Origin of the sequence: uncultured Methanobrevibacter sp. (assembly GCF_902769175.1) — an archaeon.
In the GTDB taxonomy this organism is placed as follows: Archaea; Methanobacteriota; Methanobacteria; order Methanobacteriales; family Methanobacteriaceae; genus Methanobrevibacter.
In genome coordinates, this window is sequence record NZ_CACXNW010000030.1 from 18,725 (window position 1) to 41,827 (window position 23,103).

21 protein-coding genes are annotated in these 23,103 nt (G+C 29.5%); 12 read left to right on the plus strand and 9 right to left on the minus strand.

The features are described from left to right. Both QZV12_RS10755 and QZV12_RS10760 read right to left on the minus strand, forming a co-directional pair. Positions 1-234: a hypothetical protein gene (locus QZV12_RS10755; RefSeq protein ID WP_295621550.1), complete on the minus strand. Its 234-nt coding sequence runs from the start codon at positions 232-234 to the stop codon at positions 1-3. Further along, complete coding sequence (locus QZV12_RS10760) at positions 215-805, minus strand: hypothetical protein (RefSeq protein WP_295621553.1); 591 nt, start codon at positions 803-805, stop codon at positions 215-217. The genes QZV12_RS10755 and QZV12_RS10760 overlap by 20 nt, the downstream gene beginning before the upstream one ends. Before the next feature lie 917 nt (positions 806-1,722). On the opposite strand from QZV12_RS10760, the gene QZV12_RS10765 reads away from it, so the two are divergent. From QZV12_RS10765 to QZV12_RS10780, 4 genes are all read left to right on the plus strand, one after another. Beyond that, on the plus strand, positions 1,723-2,163 hold the full coding sequence (locus QZV12_RS10765) for a hypothetical protein (protein WP_295621556.1): 441 nt from the start codon (positions 1,723-1,725) through the stop codon (positions 2,161-2,163). 876 nt (positions 2,164-3,039) lie between these two features. Further along, positions 3,040-3,738, plus strand: a complete 699-nt coding sequence (locus QZV12_RS10770) for an ATP-grasp domain-containing protein (RefSeq protein WP_295621559.1) — start codon at positions 3,040-3,042, stop codon at positions 3,736-3,738. A 35-nt stretch (positions 3,739-3,773) separates the two neighbouring features. Next, positions 3,774-4,796, plus strand: a complete 1,023-nt coding sequence (locus QZV12_RS10775) for a hypothetical protein (RefSeq protein ID WP_295621562.1) — start codon at positions 3,774-3,776, stop codon at positions 4,794-4,796. Between the two features lie 489 nt (positions 4,797-5,285). Next, on the plus strand, positions 5,286-5,987 hold the full coding sequence (locus QZV12_RS10780; protein WP_295621565.1) for a M15 family metallopeptidase: 702 nt from the start codon (positions 5,286-5,288) through the stop codon (positions 5,985-5,987). A 135-nt stretch (positions 5,988-6,122) separates the two neighbouring features. On the opposite strand, the gene QZV12_RS10785 is transcribed toward QZV12_RS10780, so the two are convergent. After that, positions 6,123-10,052, minus strand: coding sequence for a peptidoglycan-binding protein (locus QZV12_RS10785; RefSeq protein WP_295621568.1), 3,930 nt, complete (start codon positions 10,050-10,052; stop codon positions 6,123-6,125). Between the two features lie 281 nt (positions 10,053-10,333). Continuing rightward, complete coding sequence (locus tag QZV12_RS10790) at positions 10,334-10,927, minus strand: ZPR1 zinc finger domain-containing protein (protein WP_295621572.1); 594 nt, start codon at positions 10,925-10,927, stop codon at positions 10,334-10,336. Positions 10,928-11,458: 531 nt separating this feature from the next. On the opposite strand from QZV12_RS10790, the gene QZV12_RS10795 reads away from it, so the two are divergent. The 3 genes from QZV12_RS10795 to QZV12_RS10805 all read left to right on the plus strand — a co-directional run bounded on the left by QZV12_RS10795 (position 11,459) and on the right by QZV12_RS10805 (position 13,830). Next, the gene (locus QZV12_RS10795; protein WP_295621575.1) at positions 11,459-12,514 is read left to right on the plus strand and encodes a DUF1611 domain-containing protein; all 1,056 of its coding nucleotides are present in this window, start codon (positions 11,459-11,461) and stop codon (positions 12,512-12,514) included. Between the two features lie 330 nt (positions 12,515-12,844). Continuing rightward, the gene (locus QZV12_RS10800) at positions 12,845-13,252 is read left to right on the plus strand and encodes a cell division protein SepF (protein WP_295621578.1); all 408 of its coding nucleotides are present in this window, start codon (positions 12,845-12,847) and stop codon (positions 13,250-13,252) included. A 137-nt stretch (positions 13,253-13,389) separates the two neighbouring features. Continuing rightward, positions 13,390-13,830, plus strand: a complete 441-nt coding sequence (locus QZV12_RS10805) for a C-GCAxxG-C-C family protein (RefSeq protein WP_295621581.1) — start codon at positions 13,390-13,392, stop codon at positions 13,828-13,830. Positions 13,831-14,038: 208 nt separating this feature from the next. Here the strand turns inward: QZV12_RS10805 and QZV12_RS10810 are convergent, their stop codons facing one another. Beyond that, on the minus strand, positions 14,039-14,797 hold the full coding sequence (locus tag QZV12_RS10810; protein ID WP_295621582.1) for a TatD family hydrolase: 759 nt from the start codon (positions 14,795-14,797) through the stop codon (positions 14,039-14,041). Between the two features lie 645 nt (positions 14,798-15,442). Between QZV12_RS10810 and QZV12_RS10815 the strand changes: the two genes are divergently transcribed. After that, positions 15,443-16,480 carry a hypothetical protein gene (locus QZV12_RS10815; protein WP_295621585.1) on the plus strand — a complete coding sequence of 346 codons (1,038 nt, stop codon included), beginning with the start codon at positions 15,443-15,445 and terminating at the stop codon, positions 16,478-16,480. 606 nt (positions 16,481-17,086) lie between these two features. Here QZV12_RS10815 and QZV12_RS10820 read toward each other — a convergent pair. From QZV12_RS10820 to QZV12_RS10830, 3 genes are all read right to left on the minus strand, one after another. Continuing rightward, positions 17,087-17,224 (minus strand): hypothetical protein, encoded by a 138-nt coding sequence (locus QZV12_RS10820; protein ID WP_295621588.1) that lies wholly within the window; start codon positions 17,222-17,224, stop codon positions 17,087-17,089. Positions 17,225-17,468: 244 nt separating this feature from the next. Beyond that, positions 17,469-18,713 (minus strand): TFIIB-type zinc ribbon-containing protein, encoded by a 1,245-nt coding sequence (locus QZV12_RS10825; RefSeq protein WP_295621591.1) that lies wholly within the window; start codon positions 18,711-18,713, stop codon positions 17,469-17,471. Positions 18,714-18,792: 79 nt separating this feature from the next. Next, entirely contained in the window at positions 18,793-18,927 is a 135-nt protein-coding gene (locus QZV12_RS10830; RefSeq protein WP_295621594.1) for a hypothetical protein, read from the minus strand. On the opposite strand from QZV12_RS10830, the gene QZV12_RS10835 reads away from it, so the two are divergent. The 4 genes from QZV12_RS10835 to QZV12_RS10850 all read left to right on the plus strand — a co-directional run bounded on the left by QZV12_RS10835 (position 18,926) and on the right by QZV12_RS10850 (position 21,120). Continuing rightward, a complete protein-coding gene (locus QZV12_RS10835; protein WP_295621597.1) occupies positions 18,926-19,093 on the plus strand; it encodes a hypothetical protein in 168 nt (55 codons plus the stop codon). The genes QZV12_RS10830 and QZV12_RS10835 overlap by 2 nt on opposite strands. A gap of 274 nt (positions 19,094-19,367) precedes the next feature. Continuing rightward, the gene (locus tag QZV12_RS10840) at positions 19,368-19,808 is read left to right on the plus strand and encodes a hypothetical protein (protein WP_295621600.1); all 441 of its coding nucleotides are present in this window, start codon (positions 19,368-19,370) and stop codon (positions 19,806-19,808) included. 77 nt (positions 19,809-19,885) lie between these two features. Further along, positions 19,886-20,170: a transcriptional regulator FilR1 domain-containing protein gene (locus QZV12_RS10845; protein WP_295621603.1), complete on the plus strand. Its 285-nt coding sequence runs from the start codon at positions 19,886-19,888 to the stop codon at positions 20,168-20,170. A 131-nt stretch (positions 20,171-20,301) separates the two neighbouring features. After that, entirely contained in the window at positions 20,302-21,120 is an 819-nt protein-coding gene (locus QZV12_RS10850; protein WP_295621606.1) for a winged helix-turn-helix domain-containing protein, read from the plus strand. A gap of 167 nt (positions 21,121-21,287) precedes the next feature. Here QZV12_RS10850 and glyS read toward each other — a convergent pair whose 3' ends face one another. Then, the gene (gene glyS, locus QZV12_RS10855) at positions 21,288-23,000 is read right to left on the minus strand and encodes a glycine--tRNA ligase (protein WP_295621609.1); all 1,713 of its coding nucleotides are present in this window, start codon (positions 22,998-23,000) and stop codon (positions 21,288-21,290) included. Between the last annotated feature and the right edge of the window lie 103 nt (positions 23,001-23,103).

The window sequence follows — 23,103 nt, forward strand, 5'->3', positions numbered from 1 at the left end:
TTACCCTTTTAATATAGATTCTGCGGTGTTGTTGTTGAATGCTGAGTTGATTATGATGCCATTTTCACCGCTCCATAGGATAGCTCCTCCCAATATTGCGTTGTTGTTGAATGCTGAGTTGCTTATGATACCATTTGCACCCTTCCATTCGATAGCTCCTCCCTCATCATCTGCATTGTTGTTGTTGAATTCTGCTCCTTCAATAGCATTAGTTTCATCGGTAATTGTCCTCATCATCTGCATTGTTGTTGTTGAATGTGGAGTTGCTTACAATACCATAGTTTCCATTCCAAATGATGGCTCCGCCAGATTGATCATTCTCACTGTTTCCAGTTGAGTTTCCGTTTGTAAAGATTATGTTGTTGATTATTACATTGTCTGCGAAAATATTGAAAATACGTGCTGTGTTTGAACCATCTATGGTTATGCCATTACCGTTTATGGTTATGCTATTGTTAATGTCTATTCCATGTACAAATGCTTCATCTCCATCGCTATACTTGTAATTGTCTGTTAGGTCAATTACAGTATTTCCACTATTAATGGTTTCATTCAATTTTGCAAATGAATATGTATTTGGATCTGATAGCTTTGTCTTTTCATTAGTGTCTATAAACCCACTGTCGTCATTTTCCTTTAAAATTAGATTTTCATCAGTATGATCTATAAACGTATTGTCTTCGTTTAAAATTAGATTTTCATCAGTATGATCTATAAACGTATTGTCTTCGTTTAAAATTAGATTTTCATTTGAACTGTCTAAAGAGAGTTCTTCAATTGATTGTGTGTTTTCATTTAAAATCATATTTTCATTGGCGCTTGCAAATGAAATTGAAAGTATTCCAATGAGAATAATTAATGAAAAAAAAACACATATTTTTCATTGTTCATCTTTTCCTCATTCCTCATTAATTTATTTTTTTAATTGTTATATGGTATATATTTAGTAATTATATAATAGTTGCTATTTTTTGATTTAGTTTATAAACGATGTATTTTTTTTGAATATTTTTCATATTGGATTTTTTCCTAAAGTATTGCTTTTATCTTAGAAAAGGAGTAATATGTTTTATGAAAATTTAGTTTTCATTTGAATTTTTACTTTTTTGTTTTTCACAATTTTTTTGTGAAATTTTCATGCTGATTCATTAGTATTGTTTCAACTAGGTCATGATATTTCTATTTTTTACAACATTTTTAATTAATTTCACAATTAATAATTTCAATGTTTTTTATAAAATTCATAATTTTAAAAAAGGGTTTTTTCAATTTTTATTAGCCATCAAAATTATCAACTTTTGCTATAATAATTCACATAGTTTACAATAAAAACCTATGTAAAATTAATCATAAAATTAAAATAATGGGAACCTTTATATATTTCTTTTAACAAATATATTATTGTACCCTAGATGGGCAAATGAATTTTTTAGATTTTAAATCATTTTTTATTAAAAAATAATTTGAATTTTTAATCTAAATTTAATATTCAATTGCTTTTCATGGTTTAAACTAAATTTAAATAAATTTTATTAATAATTAAATTTTTATTATTTATGATGATTCATTTCATGAATTTTCTTATTGGAGACTATAGGAAAATTTCATTAAATTTTATTGGATAATAAATTTTTATGAACTAAATTATTGCATTAGCCAGTTATAATTCAGTTATTTATTAATAAAATTTTATTTTATTTTATTTTTATGGAGTTGTTTAATATGGCTGAAGAAGAATTCAATGAAGAAGAAATCGAAGAAAAAGAAGAAGAGGAATTACCTTTCGCTAAAGCAGAAGTTGTTCGTTTAATGAAACAAAACCTTGATAGTGACAAAATGATTAGGGAAAGAGTAAAAGTTGAAATGAACAAATTCTTAGGAGATATTCTTAAACAAGTTTGTGAACAACTTAATGAATACCCATACACCACTATTGAGTACGAAATGCTTAAGGAATCAACCTATCCATACACTAACATCAAAAGGATCAACCAAGAAAAAGAAAGAATCCTTTTACACTTAAACGCTATTAAAGCAGACTGTGATGCATTAGCTATGGATGTACAAAAGACTCTCAAATTAAAAGATGTCGTAGATGAAGACAAATTCACTCCTTTATCTATGTCAAAACAAGAAGATGATGATGAAGAAGTAGAAGAATAATTCTTCTATTACTTTATTTTTTTTTAATTTTTTTGCTGGTTTTTAACAAAATTTTCACTATTTTTTACTGTTGTTCTTTATTATTTTTTTAGGTAATGTTGATTTTTTTTACTATTGTTTTTTATTATTTTTTTTTTAGGTAATGTTGATTTTTTTTTTTTTTTACTATTGTTTTTTATTATTTTTTTTAGGTAATGTTGATTTTTTAACTATTTTTTTGCTATTGTTCTTTGTTATTTTTTTAGGTAATGTTGATTTTTTAACTATTTTTTTGCTATTGTTCTTTGTTATTTTTTTAGGTAATGTTGATTTTTTAACTATTTTTTTGTTTTAGGTAATGTTGATTTTTTTACTATTTTTTTATTATTTTTACAAAAATTTTATTTGTTTTATCATTTTTTGTAAAGTTTCTAGAATTTTTTTTATCTTTTTACAGCTTTTATATCCTTATTAAAGGATTTTTATTGTTCTAATGGAACTATATCCAATTAATTATAATTATTTTATTAAAATACTTATTTTCATCCTTTTTTTAATTCATTTAAATGTAAGTGAGTACTTACATTCAAGAAACTTTATATATGTTTTTCACTATACTTAATATGTAAAGAGTTAAATTTTTAAAGACTGATGATTAATATTTTAAAATATGTTTTTTAAAAGATATTATTTTAAAATGATAATCTTTTTTTTTTAGGAAAGATTATGATTTTAAAATATGTTCTGTTACAAGATATATTTTAAAATGATGACCTTTAGCTAAGGTTATGATTTTAATGTATTTCTGTTGCAAGATATATTTTTAAATGATAGTCTTTTTTTAAACTAAGTTTATGATTTTAAAATAATATTTCTAATATTACAGAGGATGTAAATATGAGAAATATTGTTGTAGTAGAAGCTAGTTCTACCGGTTTTAATTTTATTAGAGATATAGTAAATAGAAATTTTTATCCTATTGCTTTAAATATAAAAGGTGATGGTTCTGAAGAGAGTCAGGCATATAAAAAATTGGTTAACAACAGCTTAAAACACATTGATGTAGATTTTGAACTCCTTGAAGAAAAGGACACTTATGATGAGACTCTTGAAATGATTAGGGAATATGACCCTCTATTGGTTGTTCCAGGTTCTGAATTAGGTGTAAGATTAGCTACAAAATTATCTAACGATTTAGGCCTTTTATCTAATCCTATTGAAAATCTTGATGCAATGACATTAAAGAATAAGATGCAGGAGAAAATTGCTGAAGCAGGTCTTAGGCATATTCGAGGTCGTGTAGTAAAGTCTGTTGAAGAGGCAATTGAGTTTTATGATGAGTCGGGATTTACTGAAGTTGTAGTTAAGCCAATTATCGGTGCAGGTTCTGTAGGCGTTAGAATATGCTTAAATAAAGATGAAATGATTGATTCCATTAAGAAAATGTTGAATGAGGTAAACATTTTTGGTAATAAAATCACTGAAATGGTTGTTCAAGAGCGCATTAAAGGTGAAGAATATTTTGTCAACACAGTATCCTACAATGGAGACCATCGCGTTACCCTTATGTGGAAGTACACCAAAGTGAAAACTTAATTGTGGAACACCTGTACTTTCTATATAGAATTCTTATGTGGAAGTACACCAAAGTGAAAACCGAGGAAGGTGGATACATTTATGATTCCATTTGCACTATAAATGAGTTAGGTCTTGGTGAGGCTGAAATCGTTGATTATGCTTATGATGGTGCTGATGCATTAGGCATTAGGTATGGTGCTGTTCATGGAGAGTATATGGTAGATGAAAAAGGACCTGTTTTGATTGAAGTCAATTGTCGTCCTTTTGGCGGATCTATGGATGCTGAGTTTTTAGACATGATTTCAGGTCAGCATGAAACTGACAGCATTCTTGATGCTTATTTGAATCCTGATAATTTTTATTATGAACGTGATAGGGGATATAAGCTATATGCTCATGGATGTTTAAAACCATTTATTGTTCCTAAGGATATCATTCCAAGTTCTTCTCCTATGACTCATATCTGCAATAAATTGCAAAGCTTTTATAAATTGGATCAAGATACTATTGATGGAAATAATCTATTTGTCAAGACTCAAGATTTTGAAACTACTGGCGGATATGCTTATTTGGTTCATGAGGATGGATATAGGCTTCAAAAGGATATTGATTTTTTATGCAGTGTTGAAAGATATGCATTTGATTTGGTTTTAAGTGATGATGCACATAAAAAGACTGTTGTTGATGAAAAGCAAGCACGTGAAGATGTTAAGTCAATTTTAAATCGAGTCACTGCTTTTGGTTCAACTCTTTTCGTAACTGATCAAGTTTTTGATGATGTTAATAGTTTACAGGTTTCTCCAGATGAACTCAATAATGTGAAAGGGGACTTTAAATGTGTTGTTGTCAATTTGAATAAAACAATTCTTGAAAACAGTTCAGATAAGGTTGCCCATATATTTTTAAAGATTATTAAAAAGGTAAGATCTGGAGGATTAATCTTCATTCCAGAATCCACTTATCATTGTATGTTGGATGGAAGATTAAGTGCTGAAGCCCTTGTAATGGTTTTAGATTTAAGAATAGAAATGCAATTGCATAATTATGGTAAAATGGTAATCGCTTCAAAGCAATAAATTTGTTTTAAAAAAGGAGTTTTCTCCTTTTAACTTTTTTTATTTTTTTTAGTTTTTATTATTAGTTTAAAGCTATTTTTTAGTTTTTTTTTTTATTAATTGTAGCTATTTTTTTACTTTTTTCTTAATTGTTTAAAGTTATTTTTTTTAGTTTTTATTAATTGTTTATAGCTATTTTCATTTGTTTTATTAATTGTGGCTATTTTTTACCTTTTTTTATAATTTAAATCTATTGTTTATTTCATTGATTTAAATTATTTTAATTTTATTTAAATTTTTATTAATTTTTAATATCTTTCTTAAGTTCTAATTTTAATATTTTAAGAAAATTTAAATCTCTTTAATCTTATTTTTATATTTTTAGAAATAAGTAAACATCATTTAAATTTTATTTTTATATATTAAGAAAAATAAAAAGATTATAAGAAAACTAAAAACTTAAAGGAGAAAAAGAGAATGAAAAGCAAACTTTTTTTAAGCTGTTTTATATTGATTTTTTGTTTCTGCATTATAGGAGCATCTTTCAGTGCAGAGGTTCCAGAAAAACTGAACTATTCAAATGACTCTTCTGATTTTGTTGTATTGACTGATATAGATCCAAATGTGATTTTAGAGATTAGATATTATTCCACCTATAACTTTGTAGGTGATAGGATAGATGGTTATGAGCAGCCAACAGCTCTTTTAACAAAGGAAGCTGCAACTGCACTTAAGGAAGTAAGTGATGATTTGGAGAAAAAGGGTTATAGATTAAAGATATATGATGCATATCGTCCTCAAAAGGCTGTCAATCATTTTGAAAGATGGGCAAATGATACAGGAGATACTCGAATGAAAGATTATTTCTATCGGGAACTTGATAAGTCTGTCTTATTTGACCAAGGACATATAGCCAATTATTCCGGTCATAGCAGAGGAAGTACAGTTGACTTGACCTTATTTGATATGAAGACTAAAAAGGATGTTGATATGGGTGGAACATTTGATTATTTTGGTGAAGTAAGTCATCCAGATTATAAAAACATCACTGATGAGCAGTATAAAAATCGTATGATACTTCGTCAAGCTATGATGGACCATGGGTTCAAGCCATTAGCTACTGAATGGTGGCATTTCACTTTAGAAGATGAACCATATCCAGATACCTATTTCACTTTCCCAGTTAATGAAAGTTCAGTAAATAGGGTTTAAAAAAAGAATTTTTTTATTTAATAAAATTAGAGTTTAAAAAAAGATTTTTTTTTATTTAATAAAAAGATTGAAATTTTTCATTTAAAATAAAAAAGAAAAAAGAGTAAAAATACTCTTTTTTTTTAAATTTTTTGTTTATGAAACTATTTTTAGTTTTTTAGCAGTTTTGTAGTCTACTTTTCCAGTCACTTTAAGTGTTTTAGCTTTTTGGAATTGTTTGACTGATCTTACTGTGCAGTCATGGTATATTCCGTCTATTTTTAGGTAGTGGCCTTTGTAGGTCAAGTAGTATCCGTTATTTTTCAAAGCCTTTTGGATTTTTTTGACTGTTGCTTTGGCTTTGCTTCCTTTTGCTACAGTTTTCCATGCAGGTGCCTTGACAGTTACTTTTGCCTTTTTAGTGACTTTTTTGTAGTATTTGTCTCCGGCATAAGTGATTGCTGTTGTGAATTTGCCTTTTTTGGTCAGTTTGGAAAGTTTGAATGTTGCAATTCCTTTGCTATTGGTTTTAGCAGTGTAGGTTTTTCCATTGACTTTCAAGGTGACCTTTTTGTTTTTCATTACTTTATTTTTGTTGTCTTTTAAAGTAATTGTGTACTTTTTGGTCTTGTCCTCAAATTTAAAGGTTTTTGCTTTTGCAGTAATCTTTGGACTTGCCTTTTTGACAACTACTTTAGCAGTTGTAGATGAAGCTTTGTATATGCTGTTTCCAGCAAAGCTGATTTTAGCAGTGTATGTTTTAGGTACAAGCTTAGCTACAGCAACTTTTACTTGGCCATTTTTATCGGTTGTGTATTTCTTGTTGCTTCCAAGGTTGACTGTTAATTGTGCTCCGCTTATTGGGTTTCCTTTGTTGTCCTTAAGGGTTATTACAAGGTTTTTGTTAACATTGTATGTTGTTGCAACTGCAGCAGCAGTGATTTTTGTAGTTATTTTTTGGACATTGAAACTAGCATTTGTTATATTGGAGCTGTAGTTTGGATTGTCAAAGCTTCCATTTGCCCAATAGCTTCCTGGTTTTAGGGAGATGGAAATGTTTCCAACACCATCTGCCCCATTGATTTTTTCGGCTGTTCCATTAATGTTTATACTGTATTCTCCATCGATGTCTGCAGTTATGGTCACAATTGTGTTTTCACCATAGGTAACATCTTTAGCACTGACTACAACATTATTGTTTGCCTTTATGACATTGAAAATTGTTGAGTTTTCACATCCAACAATGCTTTCATTTCCATAATTGATTACAGTAAGATTATATTCTCCTACATTTAAAATAGGAAGTTCAAAATTAGTTTCAGTAAAGTTTTGACTGAATACGATATCTTGATTTGAATCGTATACTGTTACATTAAGTGTTGTCAGGTATTTGCCAGTTATTTCAACATTTATGGTATTGCCATATGTAATTTCACCGATTGGACTAATATTGACTTCTGATTTTTTCGGTAATATCTTAAATAATTTGGAATCAGAACTAGGAGCATAATAGAAATTTCCATAGTTATATAAAGTAATATTATAGTATCCATCATATACCAGCAAGTCAATAGTTATTGCATTATCACTAGTGTTCTTATTTAATAGAATATCTCCATTTTCATTGACTATCAGAACGTTGATTTCGGTACGATTTTCAACAGTGAATTCAATTGTGCAGTCCTCATAATAGAATTCGCTTTCAGCAGTGTTGATTTTAACAGATGATTCATTCCTATCTAGAAGATCTCTAAAGAGAATTTCACTGAAATAATAATCATCATCATAATGGGTTAGGTTATAGTTTATTATTTTGTAGGAATCTGGTATCTGGAACGGATCAAAACTTACTTCGCTAGATAAATTGGTCATTAAAATATCACTTAGCAGTACATTGCCTTCAGAATCGGTTATGGTTAAATTAAATTGAATGCATATAGGATTTTTGATAGGATAACCGTCATTGCTGTTGACTATTTTTCCTGCCCAGTAAGTAACATTGGATAATGTAATATCATAATACTTAGGATTTTTATCTTCAAAATTATAAATTGCATTTATATAATTATTTCCTGGATAAGAATATCCTATAGTGAATTCCTGAAGTTTATTCGGACTCAATTGAGAAGAATTTCCAATGTCTCTTGTATACCATTTGACAGACCCACCAAGGATTCCTTTATTCTCAATAAATGCACTGTCTTTCACATCTAATGCTTTGTCAGCTGAAAAAATTGCTGAACCGTAGGATGCTTCGTTTTTATTAAATGTGGAATTGATAACTTCTCCCTCATTTCTGAAGAATATCGCTCCCCCTCGATTATAGTCGCTTTCAAAAATAAAATAAGCTTCAAAATCAGGACCATTATACATTTGTCCCTTTGCCTGATTATTATTAAATGTAGAACTGACAACTTTACCATCTCCTTGGAAGAATATTGCTCCACCAAATCCATTGGTCAAGTGTGATTTTTCTACGGTATTTTCATTGAAGTTACAATTTGAAACGGTTCCATCACTATCGAAGTATATTGCTCCTCCAGATTTTGCACTGTTGTTTGTAAAATTACAACCTTCAACAAAACCATTGTTTCCATGCCAGTAAATAGCACCTGCTTTATCAGTTGAGTTTCCAGAAACAAAATTGATGTTCTTTACAACAACATTGTCTCCATTTATTTGGAATGTTCTTGCAATGTTTAATCCATCTATTGCAAATCCATTTCCATTAATGGTTAAGGTGCGGTTAATAATGATTCCATTTATAAAAGCAGAATCTATATTTGGATCATATTTATAGTTTTTATCTAGGCTGATTTCACTGTTTTCATTTCCATTTATGGTTCTGTTTAAATCTGTGAATGTTGTTCCGTCTGTAATGCTTAATGTCACATTTACTGGTTCAATTTGGGATTCTGCAATACTAAATTCTGCTATATAATCTCCATTGTCTAAATCAACTTCCCAGCCTTCTCCAGTTAAAGCATAAAAAGTGTCTACTAACTGTTCATTCTTAAAGATTTTAATTGTAGTGTTAATATCATCTGCAGTCATTTCTTCATCATTCACTATTGCGCTTAAGTTGAAAGGCAAAGTTTCGAAAGAATGGGCAGAAGTCATGAAGTTAGAAACTATTAGCTCTGCAGGAATGAACTTGCAAGTGCCTTTACCTTCAGTACCATCTGCAGTTGCACCTATGGATGAGAAGATAAGTATGAATGTACAGTCGTTTGCAGTTCCTTCAAACATTGCTTCACCAGCATCACTATAGGTGTTTTTGAAGAAGAAACATTGGTTTGCGGTTCCACTACTCATTCCTCCACCACACATTGCATCATTTCCAATGAATGTACAATTGTTTGCAGTTCCGTATTTCATTGCACCTCCTTCATCATATGCAGTGTTGTTGATGAAGGTACAATTGTTTGCAGTTCCATTTAAAATTGCTCCCCCATCATTTCTTATTGCATTGTTGCTGATGAAGGTACAATTGTTTGCAGTTCCGCAATACATTGCTCCCCCTTCATATGCCCCATTGTTTTTGAAGGTACAATTTATTGCGGTTGAGTCTCCCCATATTGCTCCTCCCTTATCAGATTGGGCAGCCAATCCATTCATAAACACAATATTTTTAAATACAACATTTGAACCGGTTACACGGAATATTCGTGCTTTGCCATTTGCATTGATTGTATATCCATTTCCATTGATGGTAACCTCACGGTCAATGGTGATACCATTCTCCATATTGTCCTCATCATAAGTGTAATTTCTGTCTAATGTTATTTCTGGTTGATCATTGTCATTAATGAGGCTATTCAGGTCTCTGAAGTTTCCTGGAGTGCTTAATAGATTATTTTCATTTTCTATATTCAAAGTGTCTTCATTTTGACTATCTTCTAAAATTAGATTTTCATTTTCTATATTCAAAGTGTCTTCATTTTGTCTGTCTTCTAAAAATAGATTTTCATTTTCATTAGCACTGTTAATGTCGCTTGCACTATCATCTGCTGCACTTACAGCAGATATGCTGATTATGCAAACTAAAAGTATCAATGCTAAATATATAAATTTTTTATTTTTCATAGTTTCCCCCAAAAAATAATATTTAACAATATAATCTTTATATAAAATAGCATATATTTGTTTCTTTATATGATTTCATTTATTTTGTTCAATTAAATGGTGGAATAAATGTTATTTAAAAAGAGATAATAGGATTATTAATCTTCAATGAAGTAAGTCCTATTTTAAGATGTTTCAGTTTCTCATCTGTTCAATCACAGTAAATCCTGTTTTCAGATGTTATTTGTTATTAATCTTCAATAACAGTAAATCCTGTTTTAAGATGTATTCCTTATCTGTTATTAATATTCAATAACCGTAAATCCTGTTTTAAGATGTTTCAATTCCTCATCTGTTAAAGGTTCTGTTTTTGCACGAACATCCATGATTTTGCTTTGTCCAAATGGGTCCTCTATAAGCAAAAGAGTTTCCATTTCACCATTTAAGACCTTGTTTATGTTTTCAAGCACTTTTTTACCATTTTCTTGAGATAAGTCATCTCTGAACATATTCAATGCTCTTTCAGTTGCTTCAATAAATCTTACAACAACTCCTTCAACATTTGAAATGTATCCTTCTGATTTTGGACCTGGCTCCACTTTGATTCCAATTTCAGGAAGTGATACTGTAGCTGATTGTGATCTGACCACTCTTGAGTCAAGATTCTTTTTGCTTATAATCAAGCTATGCTTTGCAGGGTCCTTTTGTTCAGTTGCCAAAATGTCATTGTGTCTGAATCCACATTTTTCACATTGGATAGTTGATTCCACAATTTCTCCAAAGTATGCAAGTTCATGAGTTTGAGTAGTGTAAGTTGCAGTATTTTTTCCTCCACATACTGGACAATCTATTTTCATTTCTGCACTTTTTCCAGTAATTACATCATCCACATTCATTTGATTTTCTCCTTAATTATTTTTTATATTGGAATTATAGCTATTGATAATTATGATATCTACATTCAATATTTTTGATAGTTGTTTTTAAAAGTATATTTTAGATTTCATTGATAGATATAGTTAACTATATTTTATCATTGAGTTAATTTTTTAATTTTTATTTTTCGAATTTTTTCTTTTAAAAAATATTTGAATTTTCACTATTCAATTATTTTTAATTTTTTATTTCAAAAAAATATTTAGAACTTTAACATCTATATTATTTTTCTATTTTTTATATTTTATAATTTTTAATATTAAGCATTAAAAGATTTTTTCATATTAAAATCTAAACTAATAATTTTCATGCCAATGTTTATTAATAATAATAGATATATACTTACTATAAGATAAATTCTATAATGTTGGATAATGTAATATTTATTGCATTAGATTTAATAATATTTTTGAAAAAGTTCAATATTTTAAAAATTTATCACAATTTATATTTTTATCAAAATTACACAATTTTTTAAGAGGAGTGATTACTTGTATTCTATAACTTCTGTTGAAGATCTTCAAGAATTGAATCCTTATATTATTATTGGATGTGGAGGTGGAGGAGAAAAATTCTCTAACCTTGAAGGGATTGAAACAGTAGGATTCCTTGATGATAACCCTGCAAAACAAGGAAAACTATTCTGTGGTCTTGAAGTGGCTTCAAACTTATCAGATTTATTCGAATCTACTGAAGCAAATACTGTAGCAATCATGTTGCCTATTGGTGCTGAAGGCACTGCACTTAAATATACAGTTCAAGCTTTAGCAAACGGCAAAAATGCAGTTGTTTCATTTAGGTCTTTATCTTTATCTGACAATGAATCATTATTGAAATTAGCTGAACAAAATAATGTTTGCATAAAAGAGATTAGTCCAAGATTAGATGTTGTTCGTAAGATTTGTGGTGTAGCACCTGAAAAATGTTGTGAAGTCTTGCCTAAGATTTCCTATGAACCTAAGGCTAAAGTTGTCTTTGTTGGCGGAACTTCCCAAGAATGTGGTAAAAGGACTACAACCAAATCTCTTGGTATTGAAGCAGAAAAAAGAGGCTTGAAGGCTTCCATTATTTCCACTGATGAAATGGGTTTGGAAAAGCCTACTGCATTTAACTTTAGAGCAGGAAGCTTATCCTCTATGGATGTTCCTTCTGCTATACTCAGTTCCATGAAATATGTGGAAGAGCATGACAGCCCAGACATAATATTTATTGAAGGACAATCAAGCTTAACTGAAGATGGAAACCCTCACCCAAGAGGATTGTCTGCATGTATTCTAATAGGTGCAGATCCTGATGCAGTTATTGTAGGTCATAGGCCAAATCACCCATATCGTGAACCAAGAGGTATCGATTATGAGGTAAAGGCTATTGAAGCAGTTGTTCCTACCACTAAAGTTGTTGGATTGTCTATCAACATGAGAAATGCTGATGACGATATGACTTTAGAAAGCTTTGAAGAGAAATATGGTTTACCTGCAGCAGATATGTACCATGGTGGAGCAGGTAAATTATTAGATGCAATTTTAGAGTATTTAGATAAAAATTAATTGATTTTTATTTATTACTTTATTTTTTCTTTTTTTATAACATTTTTTTAATATATTTTTTCCAATCATTTTTAATTTTTTTAATATATTTTTTCAAATCTATTTTTAATTTTTTTTTAAATCTATTTTTAATATTTCATTTTTCTTAAAAAAATAATAAGTTTTATATTTATTAAAAAATATATACTTTAATGTAACAAAAGTTTGTATTGTAAACTTTTAAATTAATTAAAGAATTTTTTATAAGATTATCTAAAATTTCTGAAATTTATTTAACTTTATTTAAAATTTATAATCAATTTCATTTATTAAATTAAAAGGAAGATCAAAATGAGTTTTACTGATAATTTAAAGAAAAGCCTAGGTTTTGAAGAGGAAAACTTTGGCAGTGCATATGGCATTAGTGATTATGGAGAAGATATTCAATTTGCTGATGAAGAAGATGATTTTTTATCCATTTCTCCAGAACAAACTTTTTATGAAATCATTCTAATCAGACCAAAATCAGTTGATGATATGGATTATGTCTTTGACCAAATTGTTGAAGAAAACAATCCAGTGATTCTTGATTTAAAGTTCCTTCAAAAGCAAAGTGAAAGAGACTTTAGACAAGCAGGAGAAATATTAAAGCTTTTAAGAACCCAATATGGTGCGGAAGCAATTTTACTTTCTCAAACTGAAGACAAAAACTTAATCATTCTTACTCCGTCAAGAGTAAAATTAGTTAGAAAAGATTAGTTAGGACAATACTCATTGTTGTTTTTCCTATTCTTTTTTTCTGTTTCTATTTTTTTTATTTTTTTATAAGCATTATTTATTCTTTTTTTTAATCATTATTTTATGTTTTTTAAAATATTGTTTTTTGGGGATTTATTATGAGTCATGTAGAAAGATCAGTAGAATTGTTTGGATTAAAGTTCAATTGTGCACAAGCGGTTTTTGCAAGCTTTTCTGAAGAATTAGGGCTTGATGAAAAGGAAGCTTTAAAGATTGGAGGATGCTTTGGAAGTGGAATGCGTAAAGGTGAAGTTTGTGGTGCATGCACTGGAGCATTAATGGCTTTAGGATTAAAGTATGGTCAAAGTGAAGTGGGAGATGTTGACAGCAAGTTAAGGTCTGATGATGTTTGCGTCAGATTCCTTGAAGAGTTTGAAGCTAAAAACGGTTCTTATATATGCAATGATCTATTAGGTTGTGATATAAGGACTAAAGAAGGAGTTGAATATACACGGGAAAACAATCTTTTCACTGAAGTCTGTCCTAAAATGGTTGAATCTGCTACATTAATTGTAGAAGAGTTGATTAATGAAAAATAGTAATTTTTAACTCTTCTTTTTTTAATTAATGTTTTTTTTAGATTATATTTCAAAATACTCTTTTTTCATTATATTCTTTTTTTATTAGTAGATTTTAGAATACTCTTTTTTAATTATATTCTTTTTTTTATTAGTAGATTTTTAAATGCTCTTTTTTAATTATATTCTTTTTTGTAAGTGGATTTTTAAATGCTCTTTTTTTTAAAGATTAAATATTAAAAAACTTTTCAGCATTTTTAAAAGCAACTTTATCTATTTCTTTTTCATCATATCCTAATCTTTTTAATGTTCTGACAGTTTTAGGAACAGATAATGGATTTGAAGGCTTATTGCTTATGTCGCTGTTCAATAGGAATTTGTCAAATCCGTATTTGTCTAAAATTTCAATTGCTTCATCAACTTCCATTTTTTGAGGTTGAACTGTTAATCCGATTGTAAAATCTTCATCAATCACTTCTTCAATTGTGTTTAAGTTGATATGATCGATTACAGCAAGCTTTGGATCGATGGTTTCAAGAACTATTTCCTTAATGTCCTTTAGGACTTCCAATTTGTTTTTCCTTGGTGTGTGGATGATTACCTTGGATTTTGTATTTTCAGCTAATTCCAATTGCTTTTTAAATACTTCCTTTTCCAAATCTGTATTTTCATCTAATCCTATTTCTCCAATTGCTATGATATCCTTGTTTTCAATCCATTTTTCCAATTGCTCAAATATTATTTCATTGTTCTTTAATGAATTTGCTGGGTGAATTCCTAAGGCAACCCTTAAGTCAAGGCCATATTCTCCAGCTCTTCTTGGTTCAAAGTTCAATATTCTATTTAAATGGTTTAAAAGGATTTCAGGATTGTCATCAATTTTATAAGGGTAGAAAGAGCAAGTAATTGCAGTGTCTATTCCACTGATGAACATTTTTTCAAAGTCTTCGCTGCTTCTGGAATCTGCATGCATATGTGTGTCTATCATATTAATCATCCTTGTTTTTAATTAGGGAATATTATTTTTGATTTTAATTTTTTCTTTTATATAGGGCTATATTTTTATCTAATATTAATATTATTTTAAATTTACTCATCTTTATCATTTTAGAAATGGCTTAATTAATATTTGTCATTCTTCTTTTTTAATTAACATTTTTTTAGTAAATCATATTTAAAATGTTCTATATTATTAACCAATTTAAGTATAAATTTGTGAATATTTTTTATTATATATTAATTTTTTTTTAAATTTTATTCAATTTTTTTTAGTAAAATATATATGTGGTAGTATATTAAAATACTTAATGAAATATGTTATTTTTTTATAATGTATTTTTCGTAAAAATTGGTTTTTTTACTAATTGAAAATATCTAATATTTTCTAAAAACTGAATATAATGTAACTAAGGGGTTTTAAATATTTATGTTCAAATTATTTTTGCCTTGAGAGATTAGGTTTGGAGTAATGATTTATTAATCTGTTGATTTTGAATGATAAATGGATTTGATAAACAATATTTTCTTCTAATTGAAGTTACATTTTTCCTAGAGTGAGAAATTTTTATTCAGATGAATATGAAATATTTGTTTGAATGATTATTTTTTTTAAAAAAACTTTGGGGTAACAAATATGGATAAATTGAAAAATAAGATTTTATTAATGCTCTTAATCAGCATTATATTATGCTCTGTTTCAGCTATTTCTGCAGCAGAGATTAGTGATGCTGGAGCAAACGATGCTTTTTTTGATTTATCTAATGATATAGAAACTGTTGAAGCGGAAAGTATTTCTAATGATGTACAAGCTGAACCAAGTTCTGATGTTTTAGGTGCTGTTAGTGAAGTCTCTGATGAAGAAGGAACTACTGTTGAGGTAACTCCTTCTGGCGATATTCCAGTTGGTGATACTGAACATATTGACTTTAATGTTTCTATCAACGGTGACCTAATTCCGGAAGGTACTGTCGATGCGACTATCACTGGTGATAATGGTTATACTGACAAAATGGAGGGTATTTCTTTTTCAGAAGGTGTCGGTAGTTTTGACTTATCTGGTTTAGCTCCAGGTAAATACACTGTTGAAGTGGCCTTTGCAGGTGATGAATATTATGGTCCTGCTACTGGTACTGCTGAATTCAATGTTTTACCATTAGATACTACTACTGATGCTGAAGATGTTTCAGGTAATGTTGGAGATAAAGTAGACATTACTGCAGACATTCTTGATAAAAATAATGATCCTGTTCAAAATGGAACAGCTACATTAACTGTTAATGGTAAAGATTATACCGCAGATGTTAAAGATGGTAAAGCTACATTTAAAGGTGTTGAATTAACTGAAAACACTACTGCAACCATTAAATACGAAGGAAATGACTACTATAACCCATCTGAAACTACTATTGAAATAACTGTTAATGATGAAAGCCCTGATGAGGAACCAGATGATGAACCTAGTGAGGAACTAGATGATGAACCTAGTGAGGAACCAGATGATGAACCTGATGAGGAACCTACAGATGGTCCTGTAGATGATGCTGTGGATGATCCTGTTGAAGAACCTGCATCAACTGTAGTTAAAAATGTAGCAGCAGGTAATCCAATTGCTATGCTTTTATTAGTATTAATGGCTTTAGTTTCAACTATATCTATTAGACGTCAAAAATAGAAAAAAATATTTTTGGAAGAATTTTTCTTCCCTTTAATTTTTATTTAAAATAAATTTTAACTCTTTTTTTATTATTTTTTATATTCTATTTTTAGTTATTTTTTAAATTATTTTTTTATATTCTGCTTTTGGTGTTTTTTTCATTTCTTTTTTTATGAATAGGTAATTTTTTTCTTTTGTTTTAATGTCATTTATTTTTCTAAAAACTTCTTAAATTCATTTTCTTTTAAAATTTTTAACAGTTTGATATCAATATTAAAATTACATTGTAATTTCATTTAACCTTTTTCTTATATGTTTATATATGGGTTTAAGAAAATTATAAAGTGAGTTAATCAATATTCTGGAGGAATGATATATAATTTTTACATAATTTTAAGAGATATTTTCAAATTGTTTGAATATGCTGAAACTTCATAAAAAAAGCAAAATTCTTGTTGTATTGTATTGTGATAAATAGTAAATTTTGAATAGTGTCATGCATATATATTTTATATTTTTTTTTTTTTTTTTTTTTTTAAATTGGTAATATATTGCCCTAATCACTACCTCTATTTTTCATGAGTGGTGGGGGTTTTGCTGTGTATGGTATGATTTATTAATGATTTATTTTTGTTTTTGTTCTAAAAAATTCAACACATCAATACCTAAATCGGTAATTCTATACAATCTGCCACGTTTGTAGTCGGGATTTAGCAAATAAGCTAATTCTTTTTCCCTTAAATATCGTAAATGTTTGCTCACACTATTAATGTGTATTATAGCAGTCAAGTCTCCAAGACCTAATGCTGCAGGATTATCAAAGATGAATTTCTGTATAAGATCTTCATTGATTTGAGGGTTGTTCTTTATATATTCTATTCAATGTCTTCAATTCCATAATTTTTTCCTCCATTTAAGTTAAAACTCATTTTTTTTTTTTTTTTTTTTTTTTTTTTTTTTTTTTTACAATAAGTTTCTTATACATTGCCATTTCCTATGGAAAAATTTATAATTGTCTTGATGTTATATTACCACAATCATTACAAATATAATCGTTTCTGCCCCATACGCAGGTACTGTAGCCAGGATCAGTCATAGTATGGTATTCAACAGTTATATTTTTACTCCCACATTTCTCACAAGTCATTAATTTAGATAATATTTCTTCTTCTATTCTCTCTTCATTTTTAGAAATCTTTTCTAAAGCAGACTCATCACTAATCATTCGGCGGGCAGTATTACGAAACAATGATTTTTCATCATTTAAAGCAATATCAATCAAGACAGATTCATCACTAATCTTTTCAACAGCAACATACCGAACAAGCGCATCTTCATCATTTAAAGCAATATCAATCAAGACAGATTCATCACTAATCTTTTCAACAGCTTGATAACGATAAACTCCTTCACTATTTTTAACAATACTTATCAAAGAAGCCTCATCATCAATCTTTTCAATCGCTTTTTCAACAGCCTTATAATCAGTTGCATTCATGGCAATATCGGCTAAAACAGAATTATCATCAATTTTTTTAATAGCAAATCTATAAGCATTTGAATAAGAAGTATTTTTTGCAATATCGGCTAAAATGGACAAATCACTAATCTTATCGACTGCTTTATCACAATCAGAAGCGTTGGAAGTATTTTTTGCTATAGCCGCCAACACATATTCGTCATTTATATTTGTAACATTAAGTTTCTTAACTGCTTCTTGACAAACTTTAGAATTAAAAGTGTTTTTAGCAATATTCGCTAAAATAGCATTATCACTAATGTTTCTAATAGCATTCATTCGAGCGATAGGATCAGTAGCATTCATTGCAATATCCTCTAAAACACTATTATCATAAATCCTTCTAGCAACTTCTCTACTAACAGAAAGTGAAGAGGTATCCTTTGCAATAACAACTAAAACTGACAAGTCATTAATTTTTCGAGCCGCATTTATACGGATATCATCATTCTCCATTTTATTCTGTGTAATATCAATTAGAACAGATTTGTCTGTGATATTTTGAACAGCAATCTTTCGAATCTCTGGATCTTTATCATTTTTAGCAATGTCAAAAAGAAACTGTTCATCACTAATCCTACTAATCGCAGTTTTACGAACATCAGTAGCAGAATCATTTTTAGCAATGTCTACTAATATATCGTCATCATTTAATTCTTTTACCGCTTCTAATCTTACTTTCGAATCTTTATGTTGCCATTTTGGTGTTTTAAACTTATCAGATAAACCCATGTTCTCACCTTTATTGATAGTTAATTAAAATTATGTAAAGCATTATATATAAATAGCAATTTAAAAAATAAAATTGTGGTTATGTAACCACAATGTTTACAGCATAGGTTGTATAATGCTTTCCAATCAGTATTGGTTTTCCAATCGTCCTGTTTGTCTGTTTTTCTGGATTTAATGCGCCAGTAAACAGTTCTGTAGGCATAGATGCTTTCATGGTTGCGAACAACTGGCTTAGCTACACAAAGTTCCTTCAGGGCTGTGTTCTCATAAATATTATCAACCATAGCTTGATGCTCTTCAATTGTTTAGCTAAAGCAGTATGTTTATTGTATATGGTGTCATTTTTAACATTTGTTTTTCTGCAATTTTTTGTTGCATAAGTAACTAACTTTTTATGTGGTCAGTTATTTAGATGTCTTCTTATTTTTAGCTGCACCATAAGTTTAGATTTTATGCGAAATTCCTTTTTTTTAAATATTTTTAACAGTTTGATATCAATATTAAAATTACATTGTAATTTCATTTAACCTTTTTCTTATATGTTTATATATGGGTTTAAGAAAATTATTATTTGAGTTAACTATGTTTAACTTATGATTTGATAAATTGAAATATTTCAATTTTTTTATTTGATAACTAATATTTGGTGGTAAAATGTTTTATTTCTCAATGATTGAAGATGAATTGAAATTTTTGACTAATTCGGAGATTCGTCTAAATGTCTTGGTGGATTTATTGAATGGTCCTTTAAAAATAAGGGACATCAATAGAAATTCCCTATTAAGCTATAGTTCAGTCTCCAGCAATGTGCATAAGTTATGTAAGGTTGGTTATGTTGAAAAGATTCACAACAGCTTCCAGCTAACCAACTTAGGAAGAATTTATATTACAGTGCTCTTGGATTTTCAAGATGTGATAAAGACAATCAGCGATTTTTCTGATTTTTGGTTAGATCATGATATCAGCTCATTATATATTGGGGATTTGAAGAAATTATCCTCACTGGAAGGTTCAGAACTTATAAAATGCAATTATGCTGATATCTACAAGACACACAAGGAATTTAAGCGGATTTTAAGGAATCCAAGCATCTGAAAGTTATTTTTCCATATCTTCACCCAGAATATCCGAAACTGATTAGGCGACTTATTCTAAAGGGAGTTAAAGTTGAATTGATTGTTTCAAAAGGGATTTTAACAGCATTTGTAAAAGATATTGGAAAGGATGTTGTTAAGAAAGGTTTGGATGATGGCAATTTCTCATTGAAGTATTTGGATGAGAATATTAAGATTGCTTTAGCCATTTCCAATAAGTTTGTATCAGTTGGATTATTCAAGACAGATGGAACCTATGATCAAAACAGATTGCTCTTATCTAATAAGGAAAAGGCAATTGCATGGGGATTGAATCTTTTCAAGTCCTATGATGATTATGGAGTTTCCTTTGGCTTTAATTGATTTGTTTGATTATGCAATGACTAACTTTTAACTGATTTTAATGTTTTTGGGAAGTCATTTGACTTTTAATTGATTTTGACTGTTTGATTTTATTTTTGCTATCTGTTTGAATTTATTTTGGTGGTGATTTAATGTTTTATGATGATGAAGATGTTTCTAAGAAATATGGTGATTTTCTAATAGTTCGCTTTTTGTTGGCATCAAAGATTAGGCCTAAGTTGCTTTTGCTCCTATCCAAGTCTGATTATGATTTAAATGGATTTAGAAAGGATTTGGATAAGCCTTCCGCTTCAATATTGCATGGATTGAAGGAATTGGAAAGTGCAAACATGATTAAGAAAAATTTTAAAAACTATTCCTTGACTTCCAAGGGAGTATTATGTTCTGCAAGTTTGGAAAAGCTATTTGAAGATTTGTATATTTTCCAGTCAAATAAGGATTTTTGGCTAAGCCATTCCATTGATTCAATTCCTCAGGAATCATTTAAGAATGCATATTTGCTAAAGGATTCTGTTTTTGTTGAATCGGATGAACAGAACTTGTCTAAGCCATTGATGAAATACCTTGACCTTTTAGGATCCTGCAAGGACATGAAAATAATATTGCCTATATTTATGGATAATCACTTGGAGATAATTTTAGATAATTTGGAAAAGGGGAGCAATCTTGTTTTGATAACCAATAATCAAGTATTGTCTTCTTTAAGGGATTCGCAATATTATAAGAAATTAGTGGATTATTCAAAGGAAGGAAAGGTATCCATAAGAAAATTGGATGGTGATTTAAAGTTATTTTTAATACTTTGCAATAATGGGGTGGCTTTAAATCTATTCTTCATTGATGGGCTTTTTGATAATTCCTGCTGCATTTACAATGAAACTGCAGATGGAATAGTTTGGGCTAATCTTTTGTTTGATAAATTTGTAGAGCAGTCCATAAAGGTTCTTTGATTATATTCTAAGGTGTAAAATGAGTTTTTTTCATATTCTTTGATTATATTCTAAGATGTAAAATAAGTTTTTTTATAATTATTTTTGGTAAATTGATGGTTAGTATTTAAAAAAGCGATTTTTTTTAATGAGTATTCTATTGGGAAATAAAAAAAATTTAAAAAAGTTTATTGAAGTCTTGCTTCAATAACTTCTTTTAAATCTTCTATTTTTACTCTTTCTTGTTCTTCAGTGTCTCTATCTCTTATTGTTACAGTATTGCCCTCTTTTGTATCAAAGTCTACTGTAATAGCTATTGGCACACCTACTTCATCAGCACGAGCATATCTTTTTCCAATGGTTCCTGAAGTGTCGTTATCTACAGTAAAACCTGCTTCACGTAAACTGTGGGTGATTTCAGTAGCTATTTCTCCTAATCCTTCCTTATTCATTAATGGGAAGACACTTACTTGTATTGGTGCAATTTCCTTTGCAAACTTAAAGTATTCCTTTTCGAATCCATCATCTTCAGTTTTAAATGAATGCAATAATGTGCAGTAAAGGATACGGTCAATACCGAATGAAGGTTCGATTACATGAGGAATGATTCTTTCTCCCTTGACTTCCTCTTCAATATCCTCAAAGATCAAATGATCAGCAAGAATCTCAAAGGTGCTGTCTAATTCAAGGATGAATTTTCCTTCACTTTCAATGGTTTCCTTAAGGGCGATGACTTCATCGTCACTTAGGTTTTCAATGTAGGTTTTGATTTTTGGAGAATCTCCCTTAAATGCAGGTCCGAATAATTTTAAATTAGGCTTTACAATGGTTTTAGAAACAAGCTTAGGCTCATCATATTCCATGTAAATGCTTAATTCCTCGTTACTGAACTGGCTGTGTGCAGTTAAGTCATAGCTTCCCCTATCTGCAATACCGATGATTTCAACCCAACCGTATTGGTCAGTTAGGCATTCAACATCCCAACAGTCAAGGGCATAGTGAGCCATTTCTCCAGGAAGGTGCTGTCTGAATCTTAAAACTTCATCTGGGATTCCCAATTCCTTAAGGAATTTTCTTGCAAGGTATAATTGGTAAATCAATGTTTCAGAAGATACGACCCCTTGGTCTAAGGCTTCCTGTGCTGTGATTTCCAAGGTTTCCTTATCGTTTAACTGAACATCTTGTGAAGATAAGTATAATTTTTCATTAGCTATTTGGCTGAATTTAGGGTGAGTCTTGTCTTCAGGGTCAAGGAAGATTTCCGCTTCCGCTTGAGTGAATTCTCTTAGACGGATAACTCCTTGTCTTGGAGAAATTTCATTTCTGTATGCTTTTCCTAATTGTACAGCACCGAATGGAAGCTTGTTTTTAAAGAATCTGGATAATCTTTTGAATAAGATGAATATTCCTTGAGCGGTTTCAGGTCTCATGTAACCTACTTTGTCTCCTTTTGCTCCGATTTCTGTTTTAAACATTAAATTGTAATTCCAGATGTTTGCCAAGTCTCCACCACAGCTTGGACATTTAATGTTGTTTTCCTTTACAATAGCATCCATCTCTTCATTTTCCAAGCTTTCCACATCTTCGCCGATTGCCTCTTCAAGGATATGGTCTGCTCTAAAGACTTCTCCACAAGCGAGACATTTTGTCATTGGATCAGTAAAGTTATCAACGTGTCCTGATGCTTTCAATACCTCTTTAGGCATTACAGTAGGTCCTTCGATTTCGTGGAAACCTTCTCCTGCAATGTATTGCTTTCTCCACTTTTGCATGATGTTGTTTTTTAAGCTTGCTCCAAGAGGGCCATAGTCAGTAAATCCTGATACTCCAGAATATATTTCAAATGATGACCATAAAAAACCTCTTTTACGTGCTATATTAAACATTTTTTCGTGATTCATTAATATTTCTCCATAAATATTCTTTCTTTAAATGGAATGATTTTATATTATCATAATAGTTTCCTATTTGGAATTTGATTTAATTAATAGAAACAAATCTTTT

What these genes read in the sequence shown, in the direction of transcription:
- QZV12_RS10755 (WP_295621550.1), bottom strand. Translation starts at nt 234, where the DNA reads ATGAGGACAATTACCGATGAAACTAATGCTATTGAAGGAGCAGAATTC.
- QZV12_RS10760 (WP_295621553.1), bottom strand. Translation starts at nt 805, where the DNA reads ATGATTTTAAATGAAAACACACAATCAATTGAAGAACTCTCTTTAGAC.
- QZV12_RS10765 (WP_295621556.1), top strand. Translation starts at nt 1,723, where the DNA reads ATGGCTGAAGAAGAATTCAATGAAGAAGAAATCGAAGAAAAAGAAGAA.
- QZV12_RS10770 (WP_295621559.1), top strand. Translation starts at nt 3,040, where the DNA reads ATGAGAAATATTGTTGTAGTAGAAGCTAGTTCTACCGGTTTTAATTTT.
- QZV12_RS10775 (WP_295621562.1), top strand. Translation starts at nt 3,774, where the DNA reads ATGTGGAAGTACACCAAAGTGAAAACCGAGGAAGGTGGATACATTTAT.
- QZV12_RS10785 (WP_295621568.1), bottom strand. Translation starts at nt 10,052, where the DNA reads ATGAAAAATAAAAAATTTATATATTTAGCATTGATACTTTTAGTTTGC.
- QZV12_RS10790 (WP_295621572.1), bottom strand. Translation starts at nt 10,927, where the DNA reads ATGAATGTGGATGATGTAATTACTGGAAAAAGTGCAGAAATGAAAATA.
- QZV12_RS10800 (WP_295621578.1), top strand. Translation starts at nt 12,845, where the DNA reads ATGAGTTTTACTGATAATTTAAAGAAAAGCCTAGGTTTTGAAGAGGAA.
- QZV12_RS10805 (WP_295621581.1), top strand. Translation starts at nt 13,390, where the DNA reads ATGAGTCATGTAGAAAGATCAGTAGAATTGTTTGGATTAAAGTTCAAT.
- QZV12_RS10810 (WP_295621582.1), bottom strand. Translation starts at nt 14,797, where the DNA reads ATGATAGACACACATATGCATGCAGATTCCAGAAGCAGCGAAGACTTT.
- QZV12_RS10815 (WP_295621585.1), top strand. Translation starts at nt 15,443, where the DNA reads ATGGATAAATTGAAAAATAAGATTTTATTAATGCTCTTAATCAGCATT.
- QZV12_RS10825 (WP_295621591.1), bottom strand. Translation starts at nt 18,713, where the DNA reads ATGGGTTTATCTGATAAGTTTAAAACACCAAAATGGCAACATAAAGAT.
- QZV12_RS10835 (WP_295621597.1), top strand. Translation starts at nt 18,926, where the DNA reads ATGGTTGCGAACAACTGGCTTAGCTACACAAAGTTCCTTCAGGGCTGT.
- QZV12_RS10830 (WP_295621594.1), bottom strand. Translation starts at nt 18,927, where the DNA reads ATGAAAGCATCTATGCCTACAGAACTGTTTACTGGCGCATTAAATCCA.
- QZV12_RS10840 (WP_295621600.1), top strand. Translation starts at nt 19,368, where the DNA reads ATGTTTTATTTCTCAATGATTGAAGATGAATTGAAATTTTTGACTAAT.
- QZV12_RS10850 (WP_295621606.1), top strand. Translation starts at nt 20,302, where the DNA reads ATGTTTTATGATGATGAAGATGTTTCTAAGAAATATGGTGATTTTCTA.
- glyS (WP_295621609.1), bottom strand. Translation starts at nt 23,000, where the DNA reads ATGAATCACGAAAAAATGTTTAATATAGCACGTAAAAGAGGTTTTTTA.